Source organism: Streptomyces sp. SID486 (assembly GCF_009865385.1).
Lineage (GTDB): Bacteria > Actinomycetota > Actinomycetes > Streptomycetales > Streptomycetaceae > Streptomyces.
The window spans coordinates 1-18,593 of the sequence record NZ_WWJT01000638.1; the positions used below are offsets into that span (position 1 = coordinate 1).

Annotated in this window: 15 protein-coding genes and 1 pseudogene; 12 read left to right on the top strand and 4 right to left on the bottom strand. The window is 72.9% G+C overall.

All coding sequences use genetic code 11. The features are described from left to right. Together GT045_RS39170 and GT045_RS29865 are read right to left on the bottom strand one after the other, a co-directional pair. Window positions 1-1,863, bottom strand: a pseudogene (locus GT045_RS39170) (tetratricopeptide repeat protein); the annotation flags it as partial. Next, the gene (locus GT045_RS29865) at window positions 1,860-3,707 is read right to left on the bottom strand and encodes an HSP90 family protein (RefSeq protein ID WP_161290952.1); all 1,848 of its coding nucleotides are present in this window, start codon (window positions 3,705-3,707) and stop codon (window positions 1,860-1,862) included. The gene GT045_RS29865 and the pseudogene GT045_RS39170, both read right to left, overlap by 4 nt. Window positions 3,708-3,906: 199 nt before the next feature. Here GT045_RS29865 and GT045_RS29870 point away from each other — a divergent pair, with 199 nt between their 5' ends. The 8 genes from GT045_RS29870 to mutM all read left to right on the top strand — a co-directional run bounded on the left by GT045_RS29870 (window position 3,907) and on the right by mutM (window position 12,314). Next, entirely contained in the window at window positions 3,907-7,179 is a 3,273-nt protein-coding gene (locus GT045_RS29870; protein WP_161336079.1) for a helicase-related protein, read from the top strand. A gap of 120 nt (window positions 7,180-7,299) precedes the next feature. Continuing rightward, on the top strand, window positions 7,300-7,887 hold the full coding sequence (gene rsmD / locus GT045_RS29875) for a 16S rRNA (guanine(966)-N(2))-methyltransferase RsmD (protein WP_161290948.1): 588 nt from the start codon (window positions 7,300-7,302) through the stop codon (window positions 7,885-7,887). A 26-nt stretch (window positions 7,888-7,913) separates the two neighbouring features. Further along, entirely contained in the window at window positions 7,914-8,393 is a 480-nt protein-coding gene (coaD, locus tag GT045_RS29880; protein ID WP_345942796.1) for a pantetheine-phosphate adenylyltransferase, read from the top strand. Window positions 8,394-8,450: 57 nt separating this feature from the next. Continuing rightward, entirely contained in the window at window positions 8,451-9,590 is a 1,140-nt protein-coding gene (locus tag GT045_RS29885; RefSeq protein WP_161336080.1) for a cell division initiation protein, read from the top strand. 134 nt (window positions 9,591-9,724) lie between these two features. After that, on the top strand, window positions 9,725-10,378 hold the full coding sequence (locus GT045_RS29890) for a YceD family protein (RefSeq protein ID WP_161290943.1): 654 nt from the start codon (window positions 9,725-9,727) through the stop codon (window positions 10,376-10,378). A gap of 2 nt (window positions 10,379-10,380) precedes the next feature. Then, window positions 10,381-10,554 carry a 50S ribosomal protein L32 gene (rpmF, locus tag GT045_RS29895; RefSeq protein ID WP_003951102.1) on the top strand — a complete coding sequence of 58 codons (174 nt, stop codon included), beginning with the start codon at window positions 10,381-10,383 and terminating at the stop codon, window positions 10,552-10,554. 19 nt (window positions 10,555-10,573) lie between these two features. Further along, complete coding sequence (gene rnc / locus GT045_RS29900; protein WP_161290954.1) at window positions 10,574-11,359, top strand: ribonuclease III; 786 nt, start codon at window positions 10,574-10,576, stop codon at window positions 11,357-11,359. Between the two features lie 94 nt (window positions 11,360-11,453). Further along, complete coding sequence (gene mutM, locus GT045_RS29905; RefSeq protein WP_161336081.1) at window positions 11,454-12,314, top strand: bifunctional DNA-formamidopyrimidine glycosylase/DNA-(apurinic or apyrimidinic site) lyase; 861 nt, start codon at window positions 11,454-11,456, stop codon at window positions 12,312-12,314. On the opposite strand, the gene GT045_RS29910 is transcribed toward mutM, so the two are convergent. After that, complete coding sequence (locus tag GT045_RS29910; RefSeq protein ID WP_161290939.1) at window positions 12,287-12,682, bottom strand: helix-turn-helix domain-containing protein; 396 nt, start codon at window positions 12,680-12,682, stop codon at window positions 12,287-12,289. The two genes, mutM and GT045_RS29910, sit on opposite strands and share 28 nt — an antisense overlap. 134 nt (window positions 12,683-12,816) lie before the next feature. Here GT045_RS29910 and GT045_RS29915 point away from each other — a divergent pair, with 134 nt between their 5' ends. Continuing rightward, window positions 12,817-13,401, top strand: coding sequence for a flavodoxin family protein (locus tag GT045_RS29915; RefSeq protein WP_161290937.1), 585 nt, complete (start codon window positions 12,817-12,819; stop codon window positions 13,399-13,401). Between the two features lie 20 nt (window positions 13,402-13,421). Here the strand turns inward: GT045_RS29915 and GT045_RS29920 are convergent, their stop codons facing one another. Continuing rightward, entirely contained in the window at window positions 13,422-14,798 is a 1,377-nt protein-coding gene (locus tag GT045_RS29920; RefSeq protein ID WP_237538978.1) for a CAP domain-containing protein, read from the bottom strand. Between the two features lie 328 nt (window positions 14,799-15,126). On the opposite strand from GT045_RS29920, the gene GT045_RS29925 reads away from it, so the two are divergent. The 3 genes from GT045_RS29925 to GT045_RS29935 form a co-directional block, all read left to right on the top strand. Then, entirely contained in the window at window positions 15,127-15,408 is a 282-nt protein-coding gene (locus tag GT045_RS29925; protein ID WP_161291269.1) for an acylphosphatase, read from the top strand. A 379-nt stretch (window positions 15,409-15,787) separates the two neighbouring features. Then, window positions 15,788-15,991 (top strand): hypothetical protein, encoded by a 204-nt coding sequence (locus tag GT045_RS29930; protein ID WP_023546484.1) that lies wholly within the window; start codon window positions 15,788-15,790, stop codon window positions 15,989-15,991. Between the two features lie 240 nt (window positions 15,992-16,231). Further along, window positions 16,232-18,593, top strand: a 2,362-nt coding sequence (locus tag GT045_RS29935; RefSeq protein ID WP_161336083.1) for an AAA family ATPase, incomplete at its 3' end; no start/stop codon positions are given.

Here is an 18,593-nt window from a genome sequence, read left to right on the forward strand (position 1 = left end):
GCCCTCCGGGGTTCCCCGCCCGGCGCCGACGCCCCCCTGCCCCGCGTCCCCGCCGCTCTGCGCCGTGGCCGCGTCGTCCGGAGGCCCCGCCTGCCCGAGGGCCGTCCCGGTGGCCCCGTCGGTGCCGTGGTGTTCCGTGTGCTGTACGCCCGCCTGGTGCACCCGGCGCATCAGGACGCGTGCCCGGCTCATCACCACCGACGCTGTCTGGCGGACCCCGGTGCCCTCGTCGGCGTACAGCGCGAGCACCTCGTCGTACAGGCCCGTGATCGTCGCCAGGGCCGCATCCACCTCGCCCGTCAGCGCGCGGACGTACGCCCCGCGCGCGCGTGCCGCCAGCGCCTCGCCGGGATCGCCCGCCTCCGCGTACAGCGCCGCCGCCCGTTCGAACAGGGCGAGCCCCTCGGGGCCGCGGGCCATCGCCTCGTGGTCGGCCAGTTCCGCGCGGTCCCGCGGCTCCAGTCCGGCGCCGTCCGGCGCGGCGCGGGCGACCGCCGCCCACGCCTCCAGTGCGTGCGGCCGCAAGGTCTCCGACAGCCGCCGCGCCTCGGCGAGCAGGGCGGGCAGACCGGGCCCGCTGGCCGGTCCACCGGTCGACTCGCCGGTCGGTCGACCACTCGTTCCACCGGCCGCCTCGCCGGTCGGCCGACCACTCGGTCCACCGGCCGTCTCGCGGGTCGGTCCACCACTCGGTCCACCGGCCGCCTCGCCGGTCGTGGCGGCCGTGGTCGTCGGTGCCGCCGGTCGCCGTGGCGCCCGCACCCCCAGCGGCAGCCGCTCCACCAGCGGGTGCTGGGCCATCCGCGCGCGCACCAGGTCGCCCACGGACGCGGTGCCGTTGCGGCGGTCGAACCGCGCGGCGAGTTCCGTCGCCTCCGCGCGCGCGTACGCGGCCAGTTCCCCCGCGGTCCAGGTCCGCCCGGCCGGCCCCGGCACCCGCTGCCCGCCCAGACCCAGCGCGCACAGGCGGTCCGCCAGCAGGGTCACCACGGCCATGAAGTCGAGCCGGCTGCGCGGATGCCCGGTGTCCGTGAAGTAGGCGGGCCGCTCGGCGAGCAGTTCCAGACCGCGCGCCTCGTTGCCGGTGAGGGCGCAGAACTCCACATGGTCGGCGTACGCGCCCCGCATGCTCTCCATGGGGCGCACCAGACGCAGCCCACGCAGGTGGTGGGCGCGCGCCTCGTCCACGCGGCCCAGACGCAGCAGCGGGGCCAGAGAGGAGGCGAGCACGGTGTGCGGCTCGTGCGCGCAGGCGAACTCGCCCTCCAGCACCGGCCGCCACAGCCGGAGCGCCTCCGCGTCCCGGCCGCACCGCACCTGCCACGTGCCCTGCGCCTGCAGCTCGCAGGCGTGGCAGTCGGCCATCCGGTCCCGGTCCGCGGCCAGCCACGCGCCGTACGCCCGTTCCGCGCGCGCGAGGTCACCGGTGTGCGAGGCCACGCTGAACTCGGCACTGCGCACCGCCCGTTCGGAGTGCCCGGCGAGCCGGTAGCGGTGCTCCATCTCGCCGAGCCACTTCTCCACCGAGGCGAGCGAGATGTGCGGCTGGTCCAGCATGCCCGCCGACATCCACTTGAAGACCCAGTGCAGCGAGTGCGTCTCGTCCTCGTCGAAGTCCTCCGGCCGTTCGTCCCACATGCGCAGCAGCCGCGCGAACGGGACGAACATCCTGTCCTTCTCGGAGCTGTAGTTGTAGACCCTCAGCTGGTGTCCGAGCGCCTCGATCACGGCGAGCGGGATGTCCAGGCGCTCGGCCTCGGCGAGCAGCTGCTCCGCGCGCGCGTTGCGGGCCGGACCCTCCGGCTGCCCGGAGTTCTCGGCCAGCGCCCGGCGCAGCGCGTCGAAGTCGGTGATCTCACTCATCGTCCGTCCCCCTCCCCGTGGGTCGCCCATTCGAGCAGCCCGATGAACGCCCGGTTGAGCAGCGCCGAGTCGGCCGGCCGCAGCGGGCGCTGCGCCATCAGCAGCGCCTGTCCGTAGAGCGACTCGGTCGCGGTGCCGATCAGCTCCGGGTCGCCGAGCGCACCGATGCGCCGGACGAGCGGACTGAGGTGGTTGAGCACCAGACGCGCGCGGGGGGCGCTGCCGCGCAGCGAGCCGAGGATGCCCGCCCACAGGTCGTCGGCCCGTTCCTCGGCCTCCGCGCGGGCCTGCTCGTGCCGGGCGGCCCGGTCGTCCAGGTGCAGCGCGGGTACGGACAGCGGGTGGAAGGCCCGCAGGACGACGTCACAGCCCAGCGGGTCGAGCCGGTCCCGGGCGGCGGCCAGGAACCCCGCCAGCGCCAGCTCCTCACCCGGGTCGACGGCGTCCAGGTGCGCCGTCACGGTGTCCGCGTCCAGCTCGGCGACCACCGTCCCGGGCCGCACCCGGGGCAGCGCCTCGACCAGTTCGGCGTCGTACGTGTAGCCGCCGTTGACGACGCCCACGCCCTGGGCCGAGGCGATCGGGGCGACCTGCCGGTACTCCTCGACCGTCCGCGTGAAGTGCACCACCGGGTGCCGCCGCGCGAACTCCTCCAGACCGACCTGCCCGTCGGTGGTCTCGAACGGCAGCCACGGCAGCATCGTGCGCAGCATCTCCCCGTCGTGCCGGGCGAGGGACTTCACGCCCAGGTGGTGCACCGCGAGGAAGGCCGACAGGCGGTCCGGGTCACCGGCGGCGAGCCCGGTGAGCCAGGACCGGATCCTTTCGCCCAGCGCCTCCCGTACGGCGGCCAGGGTCTCGTCCTCGTACAGCGACTCGCGCGAGGCGGTGGGCCGCAGGCAGTCGGTGTCCAGGACGCAGCGCACGAAGAACGCCCAGTCCGGCAGCAGCTGCTCCGCCCGCTCGGTGAGCAGCATGCCCTTCAGGTGCACGCGGTGGGTGGCGCGCCGGGCCGGGCTCACCGCCGCCGGCAGCACGTAGGCCACCCCGCGGACCCCGGCCAGCGGCACGTCCAGGTCGATCGAGTCCAGGGGCGTGAACCCGAACAGCTCGTGGCAGTGCCGGGCCAGCGCCACCCTCCGGCCGGCCGGGCTCGGGTGGGCCCGGTCCCAGGGCGCGGGCAGCTCGGTCACCGGTTCGCCGCCGACCCGGACGTCGTACGGCAGCAGCGAGCCGAAGTCCCGGGCCAGCGCGCGCACCCGCGCCGGCGCGAGCCACTCGGCCGCCCCGGCCCGCGCCGTCAGGTACACGGTCGTCCCCGGCTCGGGCCGCTCCGCGGGGGACAGCGTCCGCACGGTGTACGACCCGTCGTCCCGGGCCGTCCACTCCACCGGCGGCGCCCCGGGCGTCCGGGCGCTGCGGCTGACGACCCTGATCCGCTCGGCGACCACGAAGCAGGCCAGCAGCCCGATGCCGAACTGGCCGAGGAAGTCCGAGCGGACGTCCTGCAGCGCCTCGGCCCGCTTGGAGCTGCGGCCGATGGTCGCCAGCAGGCTGTGCACGTCCGGTTCGGTGAGCCCGACGCCGGTGTCCTCCACCCGCAGCCCGCCGTCCTCCGCGTACAGCCGCACCCGCGCCGGGGCGTCCGGCTCGGCGGCCCGCCGGGCGGTGATGGCGTCTACGGCGTTCTGCAGCAGTTCGCGCAGATAGACCTTGGGGCTGGAGTAGAGGTGATGGGAGAGCAGGTCCACCAGACCACGCAGGTCGACCTGGAACGTATGGGGTTGTCGAGGTGACTGGGATGCCTGGGGTGCCTGGGGTACCTGGGGGTTCTGGGAGTCCATCGTCACTGCGCCGGGAGGGGGAGCGTGAACGGCGCGGGGTCGGGCGGTCCCGGCGGGGCGGTGACCGCGAAGGATGGCCGGAACGCGTCATCCTAGAGCCGGATCATGCCCGCTGACCAGGAGTTTCCCCGATGTTTACGGCACTTCGCCGGGAAGGCGCAGGGTGGCCTGTACGGCATTGTCAGTGCCGTGGTGTGCAATGGATCTCGTGCCCGCACTGCAAGAACCCCTCCAGCAGCCCCTGAAGTCAGTGCTCGGCCCCGCCACCGCGAAGGTGATGGCCGAGCACCTCGGCCTGCACACCGTCGGCGACCTCCTGCACCACTACCCGCGCAGATACGAGGAGCGCGGACAGCTCACCCACCTCGCCGACCTGCCCATGGACGAGCACGTCACGGTGGTCGCCCAGGTCGCCGACGCCCGGCTGCACACCTTCGCCTCCGCGAAGGCGCCGCGCGGCAAGGGCCAGCGCCTGGAGGTCACCATCACCGACGGCAGCGGCAGGCTCCAGCTCGTCTTCTTCGGCAACGGCGTCCACAAACCCCACAAGGAGCTGCTGCCGGGCACCCGCGCGCTGTTCGCCGGCAAGGTCTCCGTCTTCAACCGCCGCCTGCAACTCGCCCACCCTGCCTATGAGTTGCTGCACAGCGACAGCGCCGAAGCGGTCGAGAGCTGGGCCGGCGCCCTCATCCCCATCTACCCCGCCACTGCCAAGCTGGAGTCCTGGAAGATCGGCAAAGCGGTCCAGACGGTGCTGCCCAGCGCCCAGGAGGCCCTCGACCCCCTGCCGGACTCCCTGCGCTCCGGCCGCGGCCTGGTCACCCTCCCCGAGGCCCTGCTCAAGATCCACCGGCCGCACACCAAGGCCGACATCGCCGACGCCCGCGCCCGCCTGAAGTGGGACGAGGCGTTCGTCCTCCAGGTCGCCCTGGCCCGCCGCCGGCACGCCGACACCCAGCTCGCCGCCGTGCCCCGGGCCGCCCGGCCGGACGGCATCCTCGCGGCCTTCGACGACCGCCTCCCCTTCACCCTCACCGAGGGCCAGCAGAAGGTCTCGCGGGAGATCTTCGACGACCTCGCCACCGCGCACCCGATGCACCGCCTGCTCCAGGGCGAGGTCGGCTCGGGCAAGGCGCAGCCCCTCGACTCGCTCGTGCTCACACCTTCCGGGTTCCGCCGGATGGGGGACATGCGCGTGGGCGACGCGGTCGTCGTGCCCGACGGGGAGATCGCCGCGATCGACGGCGTCTTCCCCCAAGGGGAACGGGACGTGTGGCGCCTGGTCCTGTCCGACGGCGCTTCCGTCGAATGCGACGACGAGCATCTCTGGATCGTCGGGACGAGCCGCGGGTGGCACCGGGGCGAGCCCCCCAGGATCATGACGACGCGGGAGATCCGCCGTGACACGGCCGAGGCGGACGGCACCCCGAAGTGGTACCTCCCGGCCGCGGCGCCCGTCGACCTCGGCGGTGACCAGGCGCTGCCGCTCGACCCCTATCTCCTCGGTCTTCTCCTCGGCGACGACTCGTTCCGGCACAGCCTCCGGCTGTCCACGGCCGACGACGAGATCCGCGCTGCAGTGGCCCTCGCGGTGGCGCCGGAGTGCCGTCTGGTGCCCGTGCGGGGCTCCCGTCGCGACCACACGGTCGAGCCTGCCGGACCCGCCGGCGAAGTCCGCCATCCCGTGACCCGGGCCCTGCGTCGTCTGGGCCTCGGGGGCGAGACGCCGCACGGGGCGTTCGTCCCCGACGAGTTCAAGAACACGTCGATCAAGAACCGGCTCGCTCTGCTGCAGGGACTCCTGGACGCCGCCGGCACGGTCCAGGCGGACGGCCCGAGCGTCCCGCTCCCGACGGCCTCGCGCGGGCTCGCGGACGACGTCACGCTCCGCACGGCCTCGCGCGGGCTCGCGGACGACGCCGCCTGGCTCGTGCGCTCGCTCGGCGGCCGGGCCCGCGTCCGTCCGGAACGCGCCGCCTCCGACGTCCTGCTCGCCCTGCCCGCCGGGTACGCGCCCTTCCGGCTGTCCCGCAAGGCCGCACATGTCAGGCCCCGGCCGGAGCACGACGCCTTCCGGCGGAGCATCCAGGCGGTCGAGTACGTGGGGCGGAAGCCGGTGCAGTGCATCAGCGTGGCACACCCGGGCCACGCGTACGTGACCGATCACTTCACCGTCACGCACAACACGATGGTGGCCCTGCGCGCCATGCTCGCCGTGGTCGACGCGGGCGGTCAGGCCGCCATGCTCGCCCCCACCGAGGTGCTCGCCCAGCAGCACCACCGCTCGGTCACCGAGATGATGGGCGAACTCGCCGAGGGGGGCATGCTCGGCGGCGCCGACCGGGCCACCAAGGTCGTGCTGCTCACCGGCTCGATGGGCACGGCCGCCCGCCGCCGGGCCCTGCTCGACCTGGCCACCGGCGAGGCCGGCATCGTCATCGGCACCCACGCCCTGATCGAGGACAAGGTCCAGTTCCACGACCTCGGCCTGGTCGTGGTGGACGAACAGCACCGCTTCGGCGTGGAGCAGCGTGACGCCCTGCGCGGCAAGGGCAAACAGCCCCCGCACCTCCTCGTCATGACGGCCACCCCCATCCCGCGCACGGTCGCCATGACGGTCTTCGGCGATCTGGAGACCTCGGTCCTGGACCAGCTCCCGGCCGGCCGCTCCCCGATCGCCAGCCACGTCGTCCCGGCCGCCGACAAGCCCCACTTCCTCGCCCGCGCCTGGGAGCGGGTGCGGGAGGAGGTGACGGCCGGCCACCAGGCGTACGTGGTCTGCCCGCGGATCGGCGACGAGGAGGACGACCCCAAGAAGGCCGGAAAGAAGAAGGCCCCGGAGGACGACACCGAGAAGCGCCCCCCGCTCGCGGTCCTCGACGTGGCCGACCACCTGGCCAAGGGCCCGCTGCGGGGCCTCGCAGTGGAGGTCCTGCACGGCAGGATGCACCCCGACGACAAGGACGCCGTGATGCGCCGCTTCGCCGCCGGCGAGACCGACGTCCTGGTCGCCACCACCGTCATCGAGGTCGGCGTGAACGTCCCCAACGCCACGGCCATGGTCATCATGGACGCCGACCGCTTCGGCGTCTCCCAGCTCCACCAGCTGCGCGGCCGGGTCGGCCGCGGCTCCGCGCCCGGCCTGTGCCTCCTGGTCAGCGAGATGCCCGAGGCCAGCGCCGCTCGCCAGCGGCTGAACGCGGTCGCCGCCACCCTCGACGGCTTCGAGCTCTCCCGCATCGACCTCGAACAGCGCCGCGAGGGCGACGTCCTCGGCCAGGCCCAGTCCGGGGCCCGCTCCAGTCTCCGGGTCCTGGCCGTCATCGAGGACGAGGAGGTCATCGCGGAGGCACGGCAGGAGGCGGCGGCGGTCGTCGCGGCCGACCCGGAACTGGAGCGCCTCCCGGGCCTGCGTACGGCCCTCGACGCCCTGCTCGACGACGAACGCGAGCAGTACCTCGAAAAGGGGTGAGCCGGGTTCCCCGGGCAGCGCGCGGGGGAACCGCGCGAGCGGCCACGGCGCACCGCCTGACACACTGAGTCCGTAATCACCCCTGATCACCCCCTAGCCACCCCCGGACAAGGACCCGAGATGACCCGCGTGATCGCCGGCAGGGCAGGCGGACGGCGCCTGTCCGTACCGCCCGGCACCGGAACCCGGCCCACATCGGACCGCGCGCGCGAGGGCCTCTTCTCCACCTGGCAGTCCCTCCTCGGCGGCCCCCTGGACGGCGAACGGGTCCTCGACCTCTACGCGGGCTCCGGCGCCGTCGGCCTCGAGGCCCTGTCCCGGGGCGCGAGCCACACCCTCCTCGTCGAGGCCGACGCCCGCGCGGCACGGATCGTCCGCGAGAACGTGAAGACCCTGGGCCTCCCGGGCGCCGAGGTCAGAGCGGGCAAAGCGGAACAGATCATCAAGGCACCGGCGCCGCAGGAGCCGTACGACCTGGTCTTCCTCGACCCCCCGTACGCCGTCACGGACGACGATCTTCGCGAGATTCTGCTCACACTCCACTCGGAGGGCTGGCTCGCTGAGCAAGCGCTCGTCACCGTGGAGCGCAGCACCAGAGGCGGCGAATTCCACTGGCCGGACGGCTTCGAGGCGATCCGGTCCCGTCGTTACGGCGAGGGAACGTTTTGGTACGGTCGCGCCGCCTCTACGTGCGAAGACGCACGATGACCGGACCGGAGAGCGAGGGATCACAAGTGCGCCGCGCCGTCTGTCCCGGGTCGTTCGACCCGATCACCAACGGACATCTCGACATCATCGCCCGAGCCTCCCGTCTGTACGACGAGGTCTACGTCGCGGTGATGATCAACAAGTCCAAGAAGGGCCTGTTCGAGATCGAGGAGCGGATCGAGCTGATCCGCGAGGTCACCTCCGAGTACGCCAACGTCCGCGTGGAGGCCTTCCACGGCCTCCTCGTCGACTTCTGCAAGCAGCGCGACATCCCCGCCATCGTCAAGGGCCTGCGCGCCGTCAGCGACTTCGACTACGAACTCCAGATGGCCCAGATGAACATCGGCCTCACCGGCGTCGAAACGCTGTTCGTGCCCACCAACCCCACCTACAGCTTCCTGTCGTCGTCCCTCGTCAAGGAGGTCGCCGCCTGGGGCGGGGACGTCTCCCACCTCGTGCCGCCGCAGGTCCTGGAGGCCCTGAACGGGCGCCTGCGCAAGGACTGATGGGGCTACAGTCGTCCCGTCCGTCTCCAACCCGGCTGTAGAGAGTGGCGAGCACAGGTGGACGTGCAGAAGAAGCTCGACGAGATCGTCTCCACGGTCTCCGGAGCCCGGGCCATGCCCATGTCGGCGTCGTGCGTGATCAACCGCGCCGAACTGCTCGCGATGCTCGAAGAGGTCCGCCAGGCGCTGCCCGGCTCCCTGGCCCAGGCGCAGGAGCTGATCGGCGGCCGTGAGCAGATGGTCGAGCAGGCCCGGCAGGAGGCCGAGCGGATCATCGAGACCGCGCACGCCGAGCGCGGCTCGCTGATCTCCGACACCGAGGTCGCCCGCCGCTCCCGGTCCGAGGCCGACCGGATCCTCGCCGACGCCCGCCGGGAGGCCGAGGAGATCCGCGCCGAGGCCGACGACTACGTCGACTCCAAGCTCGCCAACTTCGAGGTCGTCCTCACCAAGACCCTCGGCTCGGTCGGCCGTGGCCGCGAGAAGCTTCTCGGCACCGGCCCCGGCCTGGACGAGAACGGCTACGAGGACGACGACGCCCCCGAGCGCAGCCACGACCCGGAGACCCTGCGCCACAACGCCGACCAGTACGTCGACGTCAAGCTCGGCGCCTTCGAGGCGGTCCTCGCCAAGACCCTGGAGGCCGTCGGGCGCGGCCGGCAGAAGCTGCACGGCCGGATCGCCACCGACGACCTCGGCGCCCTCGCCGACGACACCACGACCTTCCAGCACTCCAGCGACGCCGACTACCTCGCCGACCTCGCGGCCTTCGCGGACAGCGACCGCGCGGCCCGGCCGCAGTCCCCTTCGCAGCCGCAGCCGGAGCGCCCGGAGCCCGCGTACGAACCGCAGCCGGAGCGGACGGAGCGCCCGGAGCCCGCGTACGAGCCGCAGCCCGCCTACGGCTACCAGCAGCAGCCCGACCCCTACTCCGGCTTCCCGCAGCAGCCGGAGTACGCGCCCCAGCAGGACCCGTACGGCTACCAGCAGGCCGACCCGTACGCCTACCAGGGCTACGACGTCCAGCAGGCCGCCTACGACCCCCAGCAGGCCCACCAGCCGCAGCAGCCCCAGCACCAGCCGCAGCCCCAGCACCAGCCCCAGCCGGGCTACGCTCTGGACGAGACCAGCCTCTTCGACACCAGCATGATCAGTGCGGAGCAGCTGAGGGCGTACGAGCAGGGCCGGGGGCTCTAGCCGGGGGACCGGATTGGGCGCTGAGCGAAAGGTCCAGTATCCTGGCTCTTCGGTCGCGCGTATGCCCCGCGATCACCGCTGCCCGGTAATACCGACGGGTGGCGTCCCTTCGAGTACGTAGATCGAAAGCAGGAATGGCTTCCAACGCCCGCCTCGACCACCGCAACCCCCTCGTGATCGATACGCACGAGCTGGGTCGGCGTCCTGGTGCGCTGCAGCGCCTGACCCGCGAGATCGACGCTCCCAGGGATCTCGGCATCCAGGGAGTCATCGGAGTGCCGGAAGGCGCCCCGCTGGAACTCGAACTCCGCCTCGAGTCGGTCATGGAAGGGGTGCTTGTCACAGGCACCGCCCGTGCGGCGGCCGAGGGGGAGTGCGTAAGGTGTCTGGAGCCGGTCGAGCTGGAGCTCGAAGCGGACTTCCAGGAGATGTTCTCGTACCCTGACGCCGACGACCGGGGCCGCGTGATCGCGGAACCGGGCGACGACGCCGAGGACGACGAGGACAGGCTCTTCATCGAGGACGGTCTGATCGACCTCGAACCCGTGCTGCGTGATGCGGTGGTGCTCGCACTGCCGATGCAGCCGGTGTGCCAGGACGACTGTCCGGGCCTGTGCTCCGAGTGCGGAGTGCGGCTCGCGGACGACCCGGAGCACCACCACGACGCCGTCGACATCCGTTGGGCGGCTTTGCAGGGACTCGCCGGTTCGACGACGGACGGCGAGAAGGACGAGATGAGCGGCGACGGGCCCGGATCAGCGCGCGCCGCCGAGAAGCAGGAGAAGTAGCCGTGGCTGTTCCGAAGCGGAAGATGTCGCGCAGCAACACGCGCCACCGCCGGTCGCAGTGGAAGGCTGCGGTCCCCACCCTGGTTGCGTGCGAGCGCTGCCACGAGCCCAAGCAGCAGCACATCGCGTGCCCGTCTTGCGGCACCTACAACAAGCGCCAGGTCCTCGAGGTCTGAGCGGCTGGTGAGAGGCACTGTGTCCACGCCGAAGAAGAACTCTGCGGACAATCAGGCCTCGTCCCACACGCTTCTGGAAGGGCGGCTCGGCTACCAGGTCGAGTCCGCCCTTCTGGTGCGAGCGCTGACCCACCGTTCCTACGCATACGAGAACGGCGGTCTGCCGACGAACGAGCGGCTGGAGTTCCTCGGGGACTCCGTGCTCGGTCTCGTCGTCACGGACACGCTGTACCGCACCCACCCCGACCTGCCCGAAGGCCAGCTGGCCAAGTTGCGGGCCGCGGTGGTCAACTCGCGTGCGCTGGCGGAGGTCGGCCGTGGCCTGGACCTTGGCTCCTTCATCCGGCTCGGCCGCGGTGAAGAGGGCACGGGCGGCCGGGACAAGGCGTCCATCCTCGCCGACACCCTGGAAGCGGTGATCGGCGCGGTCTATCTCGACCAGGGCCTCGAAGCGGCCTCCGAACTGGTGCACCGCCTGTTCGACCCGCTGATCGAGAAGTCCTCCAATCTCGGCGCCGGCCTGGACTGGAAGACGTCCCTGCAGGAGCTGACCGCGATCGAGGGGCTCGGCGTGCCCGAGTACCTGGTCACGGAGACCGGCCCCGACCACGAGAAGATCTTCACTGCTGCCGCCCGCGTCGGAGGCGTCTCGTACGGCACCGGCACCGGCCGCAGCAAGAAGGAGGCGGAGCAGCAGGCCGCCGAGTCCGCCTGGCGGGCCATCCGGGCCGCCGCGGACGAGCGGGCCGAGGCGGCCGAACTGGCCGCCGCCGCGGACGGCGACCCGTCGTCCGCCACCGCCTGAGCAAGAAGCAGTACGCGAGCGCCCGCCCGGCCGTCCACGCCGGCGCGGGCGCTCGGTCCATCCACCGGTCCGTACCGTTGTCACGGGGGTCCCGATGCCCGAGTTGCCCGAGGTCGAGGTCGTCCGGCGGGGCCTGGAGCGCTGGGTCGCCCACCGGACCGTCGCCGAGACCGAGGTACTGCACCCCCGTGCCGTACGGCGGCACGTCGCCGGGCCCGACGACTTCGCGCACCGGCTCAAGGGCCACCACATCGGCGTGCCCTCCCGGCGCGGCAAGTACCTGTGGCTGCCGCTGGAGGAGACGAACCAGTCCGTCCTCGCCCACCTCGGCATGAGCGGCCAACTGCTGGTCCAGCCGCACGACGCACCGGACGAGAAGCACCTGCGCATCCGCGTCCGCTTCGCCGACTCGCTCGGCACCGAGCTGCGCTTCGTCGACCAGCGCACCTTCGGCGGGCTGTCGCTGCACGACAACACCCCGGGCGGCCTGCCCGACGTCATCGCGCACATCGCCAGGGACCCGCTGGACCCGCTCTTCGACGACGAGGCGTTCCACCAGGCGCTGCGCCGCAAGCGGACCACCATCAAGCGGGCCCTGCTGGACCAGTCGCTGATCAGCGGGGTCGGCAACATCTACGCGGACGAGGCCCTGTGGCGCACCCGTGTCCACTACGAGCGCCCGACGGCGAACTTCACCCGCCCGGTCACGGCGGAACTGCTCGGCCACGTCCGGGACGTGATGCACGCGGCCCTCTCCGTCGGCGGCACCAGCTTCGACAGCCTCTACGTGAACGTCAACGGCGAGTCCGGCTACTTCGACCGGTCCCTGGACGCCTACGGCCGGGAGGGGCTGCCGTGCAAGCGCTGCGGCACTCCGATGCGGCGCCGGCCCTGGATGAACCGCTCCAGCTACTTCTGCCCGAAGTGTCAGAGGGCGCCGCGCGCCTCGTCGTAACGGGCGCGGGCCGCGAGGACGTCGTCCATCGCGCCCTCCACGCAGTGGATGAGCGACAGCAGCCGCTCGGCGACCTGACGGCCGAGGGCGGTCAGCTCGTAGTCCACCCGGGGCGGGTTCGTCGGCTGGGCCTCGCGGTGCACGAGCCCGTCGCGCTCCAGTGCGTGCAGCGTCTGGGACAGCATCTTCTCGCTCACCCCGTCCACGCGGCGGCGCAGCTCGTTGAAGCGCAGCGACCCCTCGTACAGCGCGCCGAGCGTCAGCCCGCCCCAGCGGCCCGTCACGTGCTCCAGCGTGCCGCGGGACGGGCATGCCTTGGCGAAGACGTCGTACGCGAGGTCGTCGTGGTCCTGGGTCGTGACGGTCATGGCATAAGGGTACGCCCGCACAGCGCTAGCCACCAGGTTGCACTAACCAGAAGTTAGTGCTTTCCTTTGGTTATTGCTTCCGGGCTGCTCTCTCCGCCGGGAAGCCGCCCATCGCTGTGTTTTTAGGAGTTCGCATGACCACGCCCGTCGTCTCCATCGCCTACCACTCCGGCTACGGCCACACCGCCGTCCTCGCCGAGGCCGTCCGAGCCGGTGCCGCCGACGCGGGTGCCGAGGTGCACCTGATCCAGGTGGACGAGATCACCGACGCGCAGTGGGAGACGCTGGACCGCTCCGACGTGATCGTCTTCGGCTCGCCCACCTACATGGGCACCGCGTCGGGCGCCTTCCACGCGTTCGCCGAGGCGACCTCCAAGCGCTGGTTCGGCCAGGACTGGAAGGACAAGCTGGCCGCCGGTTTCACCAACTCCGCCTCGAAGAGCGGCGACAAGCTGCACACCCTCCAGTTCTTCCAGACGCTGGCCGCCCAGCACGGCATGCACTGGGTCAACCTCGGTCTGCTCCCCGGCTGGAACAGCACCACCGGCTCCGAGAACGACCTCAACCGTCTCGGCTTCTTCGCCGGCGCCGCCGCCCAGTCCAACAGCGACCAGGGTCCCGAGGGCGTCCACAAGGCCGACATCGCCACCGCCGAGCACCTGGGCCGCCGGGTGACGGAGACGGCGGGGGTGTTCGCGCGCGGGCGGATCGCCGCGTAGGGCGCGGATCCGCGCGGTGGCTAGTACCCGAAGTCCTGCGTCCACCAAGGCCCGCCGGGGCCGAAGTGGACGCCCACGCCGAGGGTCTTGAAGCCGCAGTTCAGGATGTTGGCGCGGTGGCCGGGGCTGTTCATCCAGGCGTCCATCACGGCCGCCGCGTCGGCCTGGCCGCGGGCGATGTTCTCGCCGCCGAGGTCGGTGACGCCCGCCTTCGCCGCCCGGTCCCAGGGCGTCCTGCCGTCGGGGTCGGTGTGGGCGAAGAAGTCCCGCGCGGCCATGTCGTCGCTGAACGCCCCGGCCAGGCCGGTCAGCGACGAGTTCGCCGCCAGCGGGCTGCAGCCGGCCGTCGTCCGCTGGTCGTTGACCAGCTTCAGCACCTCGGCCGCGGCGGCCGTCTCCCGCGACACCGTCACCGGCGCGGAGGTGGCCGCCGGTGCCTTCGTGGCCGTACGCGAGGGCGTGGGCTCGGCTGACGTGGCGGGCGCGGACGGCGTGGGTGACGAGGACGGTGTGGACGGCTCGGTCGGGCGGGCGGTCGTGGACGGCCGGGGCGGGACGGAGGGCCGGGGCGACGCGGACGGCTTGGCCGACGTCGACGGCTTCGGGGCCTTCGTCGGCTTCGGCTGAGTGGTCGCCGGCACCGGCGTCACGGCGGCCGTCTTCGACGGGGCCGGCCTGGGCGTGGTGGGCCTGGACGGGGTGGGCCGGGAACGGTCCGTCCCGGCCGGCGCGGACCGAGGCCGGGCAGGCTCGTGGGACGCCCGTGCAGAGGGGGAGGCGGAGTGCGGGCGGGACGGCGAGGCGGAGGACGAGGGGCCGGGGGAGCCGGCCCGCTCGGTGGCGCCGCCGGCCGGAGCGCTCGTACGGCCGCCCGCGGACCCGCCCGTGCGGCCGTCCGCCGGGCCGCCGGTGGGGCCGGTGCCCGCGCTGCCCGAGGTGCCGCCCTGGGGACTCGCCGTGTTGGTGTCGCCGGGGGCCGCCGCGGTCTGCACCCGGTCCGCGCCGGTGGCGTGCGAACCGCCGAAGCGGTAGTTCTCCAGGCCGGGCATCACGCCGGTGGCCGCCGCGACCGCACCGAGAGCCGCCGCGATGGACATGGCGAGCAGGCCCGCGCGCACGGGGCGCACGGCTCCGCGCCGGCGACGGCGGTCGTCGGACGGCCCGTCGCCGGGGGTGAGACCACCGCCTCCCGCGGGGCCGTCACCACCGGAGCGGTCACCTCCGGGACCGTCACCACGCCGGGAGTGGTCCTGCCGGGCGCCGGAGGCGGAGCCCGCGTCCGGGCCGGAGCCGGGGGCGGCCGGCGCCGCGTCGGCGTCCGTCGCGAACAGGTAGGCGCTGGCCTTCGCCGTGGCCTCGGCGTACGCCTCGGGGTTCAGGTAGGGCGCTGTGCCCATGGGTATCGGGCGCCGACCCGCGGACGGGTTGCGAGGGTCCTCGTTCTGCGTGCCGGAGCTTTGCGAGTGCGTAACCTCCGGGGAGCGGCCCGTGGCGGCGCGGCCGGCGGCGGAGCGTCGGTGGCGTCCCATGTCCTTGCCCTCTTCCTCGTACGCGCGGTCGGCCGTTGCCCGCACGGCGAGTGACCCGCCGGCGAGTCACTCCCTCTGGCCGACCCGACCCACTCGATCGAGTGAGTTTCCATCTGCGATGCCTGGGTCCGGACGGTACCTCATGCCATGGGGGGACGACGTGTCCTGCGCCGCACCGGCCGGTTAGGTTGCACCCATGAGTGAGGATGTACGACTGGTCGCCTGGGTACGCGGACGCGTGCAGGGCGTGGGTTTCCGCTGGTTCACGCGTGCCAGGGCGCTGGAGATCGGCGGTCTGAGTGGTTTTGCTCTCAATCTGGCCGACGGCCGCGTCCAGGTGGTCGCCGAGGGGTCCCGGGAGGGCTGCGAAGGTCTGCTGGACTGGCTCCAGGGCAGCGACACGCCCGGACACGTCGACGGTGTCACCGAGATCTGGGACACACCGCGCGGCGGCTACGACGGCTTCGCCATCCGGTGAGCCGGTGGCGCCCAGCCCCGGGCCCGGAGCGCCGCCAACTGCCACGGGCACGTGCGGAGAGCGGAAACTCCCTGGTGGTTGCCAAGGAGGGCGTGACATGGCAGGCTCCGCTGGTACTGCTGGTCACCACGCCCTGAGGGCCCGGAGAAGGAGCAGCGCCGCCGTTTCCCGGCCGTGCGCCCCGGTTCGCCCCCCAATACAGGGCGTGATCGTGTTGACCGTCAAACTTTTTGGTGAGACGCTGAAAGCCCCGCGCACCTTAGCTGTTTGGCATGGAGCAACACCAGAGCAACACCCGGATGTGCCAAGCACCGCGGGTGCGAATCCCTCACGACCCACACCGCATCGGTCGGTCACTCAGTGTGGAGGACCATCCATCATGGCAAAGGCGCTTCTCGGTTACGTCGGCGGCTCCGACCCTCGACTCCTCGCCGAGATGCGACGGCTGCAGCAGCGCGTGCAGGACCTGGAGTCCGAGCTCGTACGGATCCAGGCGGAGAACGACGCGCTGACGGCTGCCGCCTCTCAGGACAGGATCATGGAGAGCATCGACGCACACCAGGCGGAGCCTGCGCTGACCTGATCGCACAGCCCCACGACAGCAGTACCGCGATCAGGCTGCCCGTATCAACCGCTTAGTTGATCCAGTCGGCTGGAATCCAGCCGTCAGAGTTGCAAGGGACGCTTCGGCGTCCCTTCGTCTTTCCCCCCGCATCCTTTCACCTTCTTCAACGTGTGATGTGCCCGTCGTGTTCAGTGGCGAAACCGTGGGGTTGCGAGTGTTCGTGGAGTGAGATAGCGGCGCCGGGTAGAGTCCGGCGGCGTGCACCTCAAGGCCCTGACCCTCCGCGGGTTCAAGTCGTTCGCCTCGGCGACCACGCTCCGCTTCGAACCGGGGATCACGTGTGTCGTCGGTCCGAACGGCTCGGGCAAGTCCAACGTCGTGGACGCGCTCAGCTGGGTCATGGGCGAACAGGGCGCCAAGTCGCTGCGCGGCGGCAAGATGGAGGACGTCATCTTCGCCGGCACCACCGGCCGCCCCCCGCTGGGCCGGGCCGAGGTGTCCCTGACCATCGACAACTCCGACGGCGCGCTGCCCATCGAGTACGCCGAGGTCACCATCACGCGGATCATGTTCCGCAACGGCGGCAGCGAGTACCAGATCAACGGCGACACCTGCCGCCTGCTGGACATCCAGGAACTCCTCTCCGACTCCGGCATCGGCCGGGAGATGCACGTCATCGTCGGCCAGGGCCAGCTCGACTCCGTCCTGCACGCCGACCCGATGGGCCGCCGCGCCTTCATCGAGGAGGCGGCCGGGGTCCTCAAGCACCGCAAGCGCAAGGAGAAGGCGCTGCGCAAGCTGGACGCGATGCAGGCGAACCTCGCGCGCGTGCAGGACCTCACCGACGAACTGCGCCGCCAGCTCAAGCCCCTGGGCCGCCAGGCCGCGGTGGCGCGCCGGGCCGCCGTCATCCAGGCCGACCTCCGGGACGCCCGGCTGCGACTCCTCGCCGACGACCTGGTGCGCCTGCGCCAGGCCCTGCGCACGGAGATCGCCGACGAGGCGGCCCTGAAGGAACGCAAGGACACCACCGAGCAGGAGCTGAAGAAGGCCCTCCACCGCGAGTCCCTGCTGGAGGACGAGGTACGCCGGCTCACACCGCGCCTCCAGCGCGCCCAGCAGACCTGGTACGAGCTGTCCCAGCTGGCCGAACGCGTGCGCGGTACCGTCTCGCTGGCCGACGCCCGGGTCAAGAGCGCCACGTCCGCGCCCGTGGAGGAGCGGCGCGGACGGGACCCCGAGGACCTGGAGCGCGAGGCCGCCCGCGTCCGCGAGCAGGAGGCCGAGCTGGAGGCCGCCCTGGAAGCGGCCCAGCGGGCCCTGGACGACACCGTCGCCCACCGCGCCGAACTGGAGCGCGAGCTGGCCCTCGAGGAGCGCAGGCTGAAGGACGTCGCCCGCGCCATCGCCGACCGCCGCGAGGGCCTGGCCCGGCTGTCCGGGCAGGTCAACGCGGCCCGCTCGCGCGCCGCCTCAGCCCAGGCGGAGATCGACCGGCTGGCCACGGCCCGCGACGAGGCGCGGGAGCGCGCGGTGCGGGCGCAGGAGGAGTACGAGGCCCTGCAGGCCGAGGTCGACGGCCTGGACGCCGGCGACGCCGACCTGGCGGGCCGGCACGAGGCCGCCAGGCGGCAGCTGGCCGAGGCCGAGGCCGCCCTGGGCACGGCCCGGGAGGAGGCGACGTCGGCGGAGCGCCGGCGCGCGGCGACCCAGGCGCGCCACGAGGCGCTCGCGCTGGGCCTGCGCCGCAAGGACGGCACCGGGATACTGCTCGGCGCCCGCGACCGGCTCACCGGCGTCCTCGGCCCCGCCGCCGAACTGCTGACGGTCACCCCCGGCTACGAGATCCCGCTGGCCGCCGCGTTCGGCGTGGCGGCGGACGCGATCGCCGTGACGACGCCCCGGGCGGCGGCCGAGGCGATCACACTGCTCCGCAAACAGGACGGCGGCCGAGCGTCCCTCCTCCTGGCAGGCCCCCCGGACGGCACCAGGCCCACGGCCGACGGCGCGGGCGACGACCACGGCCTGGCATCCGGCAACGGCGGCCGGGCGCCCGACAGGGGCGCGGAGAACGGCGCGCGCACTCACGAAGGCACGGCACCCGGCGACGACGCCCCCGCCCCCGCCGGGCCTGCCGCCGACGGCGCTCCCGCCCCCGCCGGGCCTGCGGCCGACGGCGCGGGCGCCCGCCACGGCCTCCCGGACGAGAACCCGCTCGCCCCCTTCGCCACCCCTCTCCCCGCCCCCTTCGCCACCCCCCTCCCCGCCGCCGCCCTCGTGCGCGGCCCGGCCGAGCTGATGCCCGCCGTCCGCCGGATGCTGGCCGGCATCGTCGTCGTGGACACCCTGGAGGACGCCGAGACCCTCGTCTACGCCCGCCCCGAGCTGACCGCCGTGACCGCGGACGGCGACCTCCTCGGCGCCTACTTCGCCCACGGCGGCTCCGCCGGCGCGCCCAGCCTGCTGGAGGTGCAGGCCGCCGTGGACGAGGCCGCCGCCGAGCTGGCCGAGCTGGCGGTCCGCTGCGCGGAGCTGGCCGAGGCGCAGCACACGGCGGCCGAGCGCCGCGAGCGGTCCGCCGCGCTCGTCGAGGAGCTCGGCGAGCGCCGCCGCTCCGCCG

Bases quoted from the DNA above. Each gene is read 5' to 3' on its own strand.
- GT045_RS29920 (WP_237538978.1), bottom strand. From the start codon at position 14,798: ATGGGCACAGCGCCCTACCTGAACCCCGAGGCGTACGCCGAGGCCACG.
- GT045_RS29925 (WP_161291269.1), top strand. From the start codon at position 15,127: ATGAGTGAGGATGTACGACTGGTCGCCTGGGTACGCGGACGCGTGCAG.
- GT045_RS29865 (WP_161290952.1), bottom strand. From the start codon at position 3,707: ATGGACTCCCAGAACCCCCAGGTACCCCAGGCACCCCAGGCATCCCAG.
- mutM (WP_161336081.1), top strand. From the start codon at position 11,454: ATGCCCGAGTTGCCCGAGGTCGAGGTCGTCCGGCGGGGCCTGGAGCGC.
- GT045_RS29915 (WP_161290937.1), top strand. From the start codon at position 12,817: ATGACCACGCCCGTCGTCTCCATCGCCTACCACTCCGGCTACGGCCAC.
- GT045_RS29930 (WP_023546484.1), top strand. From the start codon at position 15,788: ATGGCAAAGGCGCTTCTCGGTTACGTCGGCGGCTCCGACCCTCGACTC.
- GT045_RS29910 (WP_161290939.1), bottom strand. From the start codon at position 12,682: ATGACCGTCACGACCCAGGACCACGACGACCTCGCGTACGACGTCTTC.
- GT045_RS29870 (WP_161336079.1), top strand. From the start codon at position 3,907: ATGGATCTCGTGCCCGCACTGCAAGAACCCCTCCAGCAGCCCCTGAAG.
- GT045_RS29890 (WP_161290943.1), top strand. From the start codon at position 9,725: ATGGCTTCCAACGCCCGCCTCGACCACCGCAACCCCCTCGTGATCGAT.
- rsmD (WP_161290948.1), top strand. From the start codon at position 7,300: ATGACCCGCGTGATCGCCGGCAGGGCAGGCGGACGGCGCCTGTCCGTA.